9 protein-coding genes and 1 pseudogene are annotated in these 8,922 nt (G+C 65.0%); 2 read left to right on the forward strand and 8 right to left on the reverse strand.

Annotated features, from left to right (window positions below):
- Nucleotides 1-539: 539 nt before the first annotated feature.
- Both RM540_RS15640 and RM540_RS15645 read right to left on the reverse strand, forming a co-directional pair.
- Nucleotides 540-944: a helix-turn-helix domain-containing protein gene (locus RM540_RS15640; protein ID WP_311665838.1), complete on the reverse strand. Its 405-nt coding sequence runs from the start codon at nucleotides 942-944 to the stop codon at nucleotides 540-542.
- Between the two features lie 38 nt (nucleotides 945-982).
- A complete protein-coding gene (locus tag RM540_RS15645; protein ID WP_311665840.1) occupies nucleotides 983-1,300 on the reverse strand; it encodes a type II toxin-antitoxin system RelE/ParE family toxin in 318 nt (105 codons plus the stop codon).
- Between the two features lie 242 nt (nucleotides 1,301-1,542).
- On the opposite strand from RM540_RS15645, the gene RM540_RS15650 reads away from it, so the two are divergent.
- A complete protein-coding gene (locus RM540_RS15650) occupies nucleotides 1,543-2,322 on the forward strand; it encodes a ParA family protein (RefSeq protein ID WP_311665842.1) in 780 nt (259 codons plus the stop codon).
- 447 nt (nucleotides 2,323-2,769) lie between these two features.
- On the opposite strand, the gene RM540_RS15655 is transcribed toward RM540_RS15650, so the two are convergent.
- The 6 genes and pseudogenes from RM540_RS15655 to RM540_RS15670 form a co-directional block, all read right to left on the reverse strand.
- A complete protein-coding gene (locus RM540_RS15655) occupies nucleotides 2,770-3,375 on the reverse strand; it encodes a MarR family transcriptional regulator (protein WP_311665844.1) in 606 nt (201 codons plus the stop codon).
- 253 nt (nucleotides 3,376-3,628) lie between these two features.
- Nucleotides 3,629-3,808, reverse strand: a complete 180-nt coding sequence (locus RM540_RS15660) for a hypothetical protein (RefSeq protein WP_311665846.1) — start codon at nucleotides 3,806-3,808, stop codon at nucleotides 3,629-3,631.
- Nucleotides 3,809-4,364: 556 nt separating this feature from the next.
- Nucleotides 4,365-5,168 (reverse strand): annotated as a pseudogene (locus RM540_RS16535) (relaxase/mobilization nuclease domain-containing protein); the annotation flags it as partial.
- Nucleotides 5,165-5,317 (reverse strand): hypothetical protein, encoded by a 153-nt coding sequence (locus tag RM540_RS15665; RefSeq protein ID WP_311665848.1) that lies wholly within the window; start codon nucleotides 5,315-5,317, stop codon nucleotides 5,165-5,167. The pseudogene RM540_RS16535 and the gene RM540_RS15665, both read right to left, overlap by 4 nt.
- 111 nt (nucleotides 5,318-5,428) lie before the next feature.
- Complete coding sequence (locus RM540_RS16540; protein ID WP_432280812.1) at nucleotides 5,429-5,857, reverse strand: plasmid mobilization protein; 429 nt, start codon at nucleotides 5,855-5,857, stop codon at nucleotides 5,429-5,431.
- Between the two features lie 218 nt (nucleotides 5,858-6,075).
- Nucleotides 6,076-7,335 (reverse strand): FG-GAP repeat protein, encoded by a 1,260-nt coding sequence (locus tag RM540_RS15670; RefSeq protein WP_311665850.1) that lies wholly within the window; start codon nucleotides 7,333-7,335, stop codon nucleotides 6,076-6,078.
- Nucleotides 7,336-7,443: 108 nt separating this feature from the next.
- Here RM540_RS15670 and RM540_RS15675 point away from each other — a divergent pair.
- Nucleotides 7,444-8,922: S8 family peptidase (locus RM540_RS15675; RefSeq protein ID WP_311665852.1), on the forward strand; the 1,479-nt coding region annotated here is incomplete at its 3' end.

An 8,922-nucleotide genomic window follows, 5' to 3' on the forward strand; every position in this document is an offset into this window, starting at 1 on the left:
TGACACCCCTGGCAACTATACTATCTCATCATCGTTTCAAACTAATGGGCGTTCAGTGTCATACCAGTGGTACGTCGATCAAACTGCTATCAGTGGCGCTAACTCTGTTACATATAACGTGACCATTGCTCCCGAGTACAACAATCAAAGGGTTGTGACTTACAGCTTAAGAGTGACCGATACCATGTACGGCCATACTGCCTCAGCCAGCCATGCCGTACTGGTTAGAGCTAGCAATAGCCCTCCAGGCTGTGAGACCCAATTTATGTGCTAGTAGTCGACTGGCAGGATGAAGGACCGTCCGACTGCTTTATGCGGTGAGCCTTGCTGATGAGGCTCGTCGTGATGGGCTAGCTCTCAGGGGCGGCTTTACGCGCCATAGGGGGGGTTATCGCAAGTATCGGCGCGCGGCGACCCCTCTAGGAGTCTGGAATCGGCGTTGGTGTCGGGAGACGCCGCTTAGGAACTGAGGCTATAGAGGCGCCGCGCCTAAATCTACCCGAGACCGAGGCTCCGGGCACCGGCCGATAACGCTCGCGCTACGCCGTGGCCGAGCGCCGGTCGAGATCGAGGAGCGCCCCGGGGTGCCGCGCGGCCACCCGGAGGAGCTGGCTCGCCGGCCCGCGTGGCGCCCGCCGCCCTTGATCCCAGTTCCGCACAGTCGCCACGGACACGCCGAGGAGCGCGGCCATCCCCTCCTGCGACTGCCTCAGGCCGTCTCGGACGGCGTGGGAGTCGGCCGGGTCGACCTCGAGGCAGACGTCGGCGAGCCGCCAGGTGGTCTCCCCACGCTCCCGGACCTCGATGAGGACCGGGCCGTCGTAGACCCGCTCGACGGCCGGGGCGCGCTCGCCGCGCTCGATGGCGACCATCTCAGCCGCGGCGGCGAGGAGCCGCCCACCTGGGGTGTCCGGGTACGTCTCCATATCGGGGCTGTCGGTCATGGGGCCTACGGCTGGTGGAGGGGGTCCTAAAGTGGATCCTAGTCGAGGACGTCAGTGAGTTTGCGGAGGGCGTCTTCCTCAGCCCGTGAGAGCGTGTCCTTCTCGTTCTTGGCGTAGACATCGGCGAGGTAGACCCGGCCGGAGGCGGCGCGGTAGAGGTAGATCACGCGGACGCCGCCGCTCTTGCCCCGGCCGCGGTCAGCCCACCGGACCTTCCGCCACCCGCCGGTCCGCTTCATGACGGCGCCGGCGTCGGGCCGCTCGATGAGGTGGAGTTGGAGGAGCCGGTAGGCCTCGTCGGAGAGTCGGCCCGGGAGCCGGGCGGTGAACGGACGGAGCTCGATGAACGAGAGCATGGAGGAGGGGAGTGCCCCCCAAGGTACGCCAACGGCGCACCTACCATCAAAGGAGATGTCCCGCAAACGGGCTAGACGGGCCGGGAGCTGTGCGAGAGCCAACGGTCCCCGACGTTCGCCGAAGGCTGAGCCGGAGGAGCGGCAGCACTTTGACCTAATCCTGAGCGTCCACCCGGATGGTAGATTGGTAGCACGCTACCGTTATAGTTTGGTATATTGGTAGAACGCTACCATCTTACCGGATGCATACCATCGCTGTCGCGAACCAGAAGGGGGGGGTCGGAAAGACCACTACAGCCGTCCACCTCTCGGCTGCGCTCGCCCTCCAAGGTCACCGTGTCGTTCTCATCGACCTCGACGCTCAGGCCAACGCGACGAGTTGGCTCGGGGTCGAAGGTGGCCGAAGCCTTTACGAGTGGTTCGGGGCTGGTGGGGAGACTCCGTTCGTTGACGTCGTCCAGCCGACTCCTTGGGACAGACTTGCGTTGGCGCCATCGAGTCAGTGGCTCCACGGGATCGACCGCGTGATCAAAGACGAAGTCGTTCCCCAGACGATGGTTCGGAAGGCTCTCAGCCAACTCCAGTTCGACTCCTACGACTTCGCCGTGCTCGACACGGCCCCCGGGCTCGGGATCCTTACAGTCAACGCCCTCGCCGCGGCTGACTCCGTCCTCACCCCTGTGGCCGCTCACGTCATGAACCTCGCCGGGCTCGCCCAACTGCTCCAGACGGTGGAGAAGGTGAAGGAGGGCCTCAACCCCGGGCTCCAGCCCGTCCGTGTCCTGGCTTGCCGGGTAGATGCCCGTACGAACCACTCACGAGAAGTCCAAAAGGAGCTCCGGGACAGGTTCGGGGGCAACTGCCTGAAGACGTACGTCCGTGAGAACGTGTCGATCGCCGAAGCTTACAGCCATGCCGAGCCCGTGTTCGATTACGCCCCGCGGTCGACGGGGGCTGAGGATTATTACCAGGTTGCCGAGGAGGTCGCCGAGACCCTTACGAAGAAGACCCGGAAGCGATGAGCAGCAGAACATCTACCCCCAAGCGCCGGACGATCGGCTTGAACAACCCTCTCAACGGGCTCGACGATGATCCCCTTGGGTTCATCCCAAGCTCAGCTCCTGAGTCGAAGCCACCCAGGCCAGAGTCTGAGACCGAGACCAGACCACCGGAGCCGCCTGCGCTCAAGCAGATCTCCGTCCGCGTCCCACTCGACCTCTACCGACGGTTGAAGGTGTCCGTTGCCCAGAGCGGGCGGAGCCAGCAGGACTACCTCATAGGGGTTATCAGCCGTCACATTGATGCCGACGGGTGATTGGTCTGTCGGACCAAACCGCTAGGCATCGCTCCTACAGGCTCCAGCTTCGCCTCTGTTGCGTTCGGCTGTCAAATGTGACGGCGGGTACCCCTAGCTCTTTTGCTTGCGTCACAGAGGCTGTGAGAGCGTCGTCAGTTCTCATGGGTCGGCGTCAGCTTGGGGTTCCCGGTCGGTCGACGCATGGACAGCGGGACACCGCCTCGGTGAACCCGTCGGAGAGGGTGGCCACTATCCATCCCTCTCCGTGGCAGTCCGCGCAGTCGTGGGCTGCCTTCCCCTTCAAGCCTTTGTCCACTGGGGGCCGCTCCCTTCTTAATTCCTTCTTAGGGTCTATATAGGACAGATCGGCCGAAGTGGTTACCTGAGGTAACTGGTACTGGTTACCTGAGGTAACTAGCTGATCCGAGTTATCCACACTCCTCAACCGGTCCGAGGCGAGCACCTGAAGACCCGTCATCGAGTTAGGGACGAGGGCGTAGGCGTAGCTCTGCCCCACCCTTTTGCGGACGAGGAGGTCCAAGGCGACGAGCCTCTTGACGATGCCCGCGATCCCCTTCCGAGTTAAACCCGTCCCCGTCTCGAAGTCGGAGTACGAAAGCTCCTCCCAGAGCCGGCGCCAGCTCACCGTGCGGTCCGCGACGAACAGCAAGATGAGGAGGTCTCCAGGAGTGAGATCTCCGGCCGCTACCATCTTGAGGTAACGGCGGGAAAACCGGCTGAACGGCTCTCGGAGGAGAAGTTTAACAGGGTCAGTCATGGCCGGGGCGGTGTAAGGCCGGGTACCGGCGGAAGGTAGGGCGGGGGGCGCCGGCGGCGGGCTGGGTCTCACGGTCGGCGTCGTGGGGGCGGGGCGGGTTCGACCAGGCATCGTAGGCAAGGGGGGCTCACAGACGAAAGGCGCCAAACCCACCCTGGAGAGGACACCGCTCCCACAAAAAAGCGGTCGGCTCCGCCTGAGGGGCTCCAAACACCGCCTCCTTTACCAATAACGGACCATGCGGCCCGGACGCTCACCGCCCGAGGTCGTACCCCCGCTCCAGGTCCACCTTCACCGCCCGCTCGACCGCCTTCAGCGCCCCCGGCATCGCCCGCCCCAAGACCGCCCGGTCCGCCCCCGTCACCCCCCGCCCCAGCGCCCCCAGCCGCTCCCCGAGCTCCCGCTCCCCCGGCCGGCCCCGGAGCGGGGCCACCACCCGCCCGTGGGCCGCCTGCGCCTCCCGGAGCGCCCGGGGGTCCCGCTCCTTCGCCTCCTCGAACGACCGCCACTCCCCGAGGTAGGCGCCCCCCGCCTCGGCCGCCCGCCCCGCCGCCGCCCGCGCCCCGTCTGTCCGCCGCTCGACTGAGAGCCCCCCCCCACTTCCGATGCTCCGTCTCCCGGAGCGCCCCGAACCGCTCTGGCCGCTGCGCCAGCTCCCCGACCGCCCGCCGGTCCCCCTCCTTCGCCACCAGCCTCAGGAACAGGCGCTCGGCCCCGGCCGGGTCCCGGTACGCCGCCGTCAGCCCGTCCCGGAACGCGTTCCGAGCCGCGGCCACGGCGTACCGCCGCTCCTGGTGCCCCCACACCGTCCGCTGCAACCGCTCGATCCGGCCCTGCGACGCCCGGACCCCCACCCACAGCGCCCTCACCGCCTCGGCCTCCCGGTGCGTCCTCAGCGCCGCCTCCCCGTGCGGCGAGAGCCCGGACGGCACCGGCCCCGTCCGCGCCTCGACCCGCCCCCGGTGCTCCCGCCACCCCTCCCCAAACCGCTTCTCCAGTTGGCCCCGCCCGCCCTCCCGGGCCACAGCCGACGCCTTCACCTCCCGGCCCCGTTCGTCCCGGACCACGAGCCCACGCCCCTTCGCCCGAAGCACGTACCCCTCCTTCGCGAGTCGGCCCTCCAGGTCGTCCCACCCTTTCGCCTCCCGGAACTCCCACCGGAGCGCCGACCGCGCCGCCTCCAGCGGCGGGCGCTCCCCCATCCGCTCGGCCTCCCGCATCGCCGCCCGCTGCGCGCCCCGTAAGAGACCCCTCGGCGGCCGCGCCTGCCCCTCCAGCCGCCCAAGCTGGCCCGGCACCTCCCTCAGGCCCCGCGCGCGCTCCTGGACGCGGAGCGACCGCTCCAGCTTGACCCGGTCCTGCCAGCGGTCCCACGCCCTCCCGGTCTCCGGGTGGACCCGGTTCACCCTGAGGTGCATGTGGGGGTGCTTCTTGTCGCCGTGGGCCACGACGACCACCTGGTGCTCGCTCAGACCGAGGTCCCGGAGCGTGTCCCCGGCCACGCCCAGCATGACCCGGCGGGCCTCCGGGTCGCCCACGCCGCCGGGCAGGTCCCGCCGGTCGAACGAGATCGAGACGTGGTAGCAAGGCTCCGTGCACCGGGGGTTCTGGGCCGCCGTCGCCTCCATGACCCGGACGGCCCGGCCGACCGGGACCGACCCGTCGACGTCGCGGACGACGCCGGCGCTCTCGACCCACGCCACTCGGTCCTCGGCCGGGACGTCGCCCTTGCCGCGCTCGAGGTACGACCCCAAAGCGCCGAAGCTGGCCCCGCTCGACGTCGAGGCGATCACGGCTCCGCCCTCGCGAACGCGCCGCCGCTGTCCGCGCCGCCGACGTCGTCACCGTAGCCCGCCGGCCCGGCCACCCGGTCGAGCACGACGACGAGCTCCGCGAGCACGCCCTCGACCTCGGCCGCCGTCACCGTCCCTGGAGTCCCCACAGGGATCCCGACGGGAGCCGGGGTTCTTGTAGCGCCGGAACGGATCTGGGCGCTTTGGGCAGTCGAGCGCGCCCAACGGGGCATAGAGGCAGGTTCGCTGAGGGTGGGTTGTCAGGAAGGACTCCCTTCTTGACGGGGGCCTCCCCCCTGCCCTACGTCCTCAGATCGCCCTTCTCGGAGGCTTTGGGAGCCCAGCCTTCTTGATAAGGGGGCCAGCCGGCGGTTAGCGCCCAAATCTGTTCCAGTGCTACGCATTCTCCGAGCCGCCTCGCCGGCGGCAGCGCCCCCCGCCGCCGCGTGGTCCCGCCGGGCCTGGTGGAGGAGCCGGACGAGCTGGTTGAGGTTGACGCCCACCCGGTTCAGCGCCGTCACCGCGTCGGCTCGGACCCCGGCCGGCCTCGCCTGCGGCCGCCGCCGAAGCGTCGCCTCGCGGACGTACCGCGATGGGCTCACCTCGGCCTCCCCGGCCCAACGCTCGACGCGGCCCCACTCCTCGGGGCTGAACCTCACCGACCGGACCACGCTCTTCTCGACGGCCATGATCACGGGCGCCGCTACCGGCGCGGGGGGGCTCTCGGACTCGGGCTCCCGGCGTTGAGCGCTCGTCGCGAAACGCCCGCCGGCCTCCCCCAACCTACGACGCCGGACCCGGAGCGGGGCGGTCGGGATGTGTTACATCCACTTGCTCGCTCTGCCGCTTCTCCCGTCAAGGGTTGAACCGTCATACAGCTGATCAGAGGAGCACAATGTCGCTCCTTCTAATCAGGAACCCACCCCCCAGATCCCCGGCGAAATGCATAGACGGCACCATCCTCGTCGGCGATTGCACCCACCAGGAGATGGTCGCCGTCAAGCGCTACCGACTCTCCGAACAAGGAACCTGGACCGAGCCCGTCGGGCCAAAGCTCTACCTCCTGCTCCCACGCTCCTGACGCTCGGTGGACCCAGACAAACACCGACCCCCGGCCCTGAGCCCGACCGATTGCCCCCACGGCTACACGGTCCCCGCTCACGGCGATCGAACGGCCGTAGCTGTCGGCCGGCGTGAGGCTGGATGGGCGGAGTTCAGTTCCCGCTGCCCAGCCCCCTCCACTCTGCTCGAACACAAACGCCGACCCGCCCCCGACGGCCCCGTCGAGGCTGCGACCCTCCGCCGAGGCCGCGAGGATCGGTCCGTCAAGCGCGATCTTCGCGCCCATCCTGTCGTTCGTCCGGGGCGACGGTGGGGAGAGCGAGGCTGAGAGAGTCCACCCGGCCCCCGAGCGCTCGAACACGCGGACGACGCCAGCATCCCGGATTCCCTCGACCGTCTGCCCCGGGGACCCCACGGCGGCCCGGTCGCCGTCGAGCGCGAGACCTGACCCGAAGGACGACGGGCCACCGAGCCCCGTCCCCTTCTCGTACTCCGTCTCCTCGATCCGGGACGTCTCGGCCCACCCGGCCCCCGACCGCTCGTAGATCACGATGGCGGCGGGGCTGACCAGCTCTTCGGTGATTGGGACCGTCTCCGCGCTCGCCGAGGCCGCGACCCGACCACTGGAGACGGCGACAGACTCGGAGAAGGCACGAGGTGGCCCCTCCAGTTGGAGATCCGCGGTCCGAGTCCACACCCCGCCCGCGTGCTCGAACACGAACGCCCGGCCCGGGACATTCCGCGCCGCCACGCCGCTCACGAGCGCGCTGACGACGGCGACATCCCCGTCGATGTCGACGGCCTGCCCGAAGTAGGCATCGACCCCCCGATTGTCATTGGGAAGCCCGGGGGGGGGGCTAAGGCGGTCCTCCGTGCCCCACCCGTCCCCGCTGTGTAGGAGGACGAATGCGTCATCCGATCCGAAGGCGCCGACGACCGCGCGGTCGCCATCGAGGGCGACCGCAGCTCCGTATACCTGGCCACCGGAGTAGATCCTGCCGTTGCCATCGGAACTGCCGGACGTATCGCACCCAAAGGCAAGCAAGAGCAGGGTCAGGGTTAACCAGGTGGCGCGCAGAGACAAAATGGACAGATAGTTCATCATTTTGTTTATATTTGCTTTAGGGATAATCAAAGTGAAGATTTTATGTATCAAATATTCACAATTGACTACTAGGTCATTCAATATACTTATAATTCATAAAAATATCAAATGATGATCCATATCCGCTACTCACTGATAGCCGCTGTTTCCCTAGTTGGAATTGCCGGCTGTGACTCCGGCTCGCTCAGCCCTCCTCCTGATCTAGATGGTCCCGTGGGAACCACCGCGGCTCAGACAGCTAGCCTGGGAACGGCCGACGACGGACTCACGCGGTGGGCTCGAATGGGCGACGATGAACTGTGGAAGTATGTGGCCTCCATGGATAGTACCGTCCTTGTCGGACTCAAAGAGCCGGGGCGACGAGTAGCGCACTCTAAAGGCCGATTGAACCTTCCAAAGGGACTCTGGAATGGGCTTCGGCGCAAGATCGACGACCTAAACGTAGAGGTCGAGTACCTGAGCGACATCCAGCCCTTTGTACAGGTTCATCTGGCTGGCTCCCACGAGATCACTACTCTACGGCGGTCACCGGTCGTTGAATATGTTGAGCCGGCGTCGTTCCCTTTCGATAACTTCCTTTCGTCGGGACCTTCGGGAGGATGCTCGTCATCAAGTTCCGGTTCTAGCCCAGGTGGAGGCGACGGCATGTTGCTTGAGGGCGACATAGTTCCTTATTCGTTCTTAAGGCACAACGTTGATGATGCTTGGAAATTCTCCAACGGAGCAGGGGTAACTGTGGGAGTGGTAGACACAGGAACGAGCTATTCTCAGTCTCAACTCAACGGAAGTTTTGGAAGAGGTCCCGTATCACGGAATGTCACTCATGATTTCTCAGATGTGAACGGAGAGGCAGTCGGTGATGGGCTTCCACCATGGCACGACACTTGTGGTCATGGTACGAAGTCGTTGGGGCTTGCTACAGCACCCCGAGACGGCGAGAACATCGTTGGCGTCGCTTACGGTGCAAGTGCTTATGCTGTTCGAGGTGTTGATAAAGTTGTAGATGGATGGGGACAGTGGGGTGAGATCGTAGATGGCATTAATAAAGCCGCGACTCATTCGAAAATTATAAATATGGCCTTTGGATACTGGGACAGCAATACATCAGTTAAAAGGGAGATAGAACATTGGTATCTACAAGGTAGAATGTTCATCGGCGCTGCGGGTACTAGCGTACCAAACGAGAATGTAATATTTCCTGCCTACCTACCCGAAGTCACGGCAGTTACAGGAACTTTGGACGGCGTTACCCCATGCGATGACGGCATCAGCGATTGCAGCCATGATACTAGAGTCCAATTTATGGGTTATACTAACGGAATTACGACAGGTTCAGATGACGGACAAACATCTAGCTTCGGTGGTAGTTCAGGATCAACGGCACTTACAAGCGGTATAGCTGCGCTTATTTGGAGCAAATATCCCAGTCTAAGTAGAGATCAAGTTTTAGAACGCATGAGAAAGTCTACAAATAGATATGCTGAAAATAGGGGCAAAAGTTCAGAGATAGGCTGGGGGCTAATCAATGCCCGCTGTGCTGTAGGTGGAATTTGTGATGGCCGCGTTATGGGTCCATCGATCGTTGAC

Origin of the sequence: Rubrivirga litoralis, assembly GCF_031846415.1 — a bacterium.
GTDB classification, from domain to species: Bacteria; Bacteroidota; Rhodothermia; order Rhodothermales; family Rubricoccaceae; genus Rubrivirga; species Rubrivirga litoralis.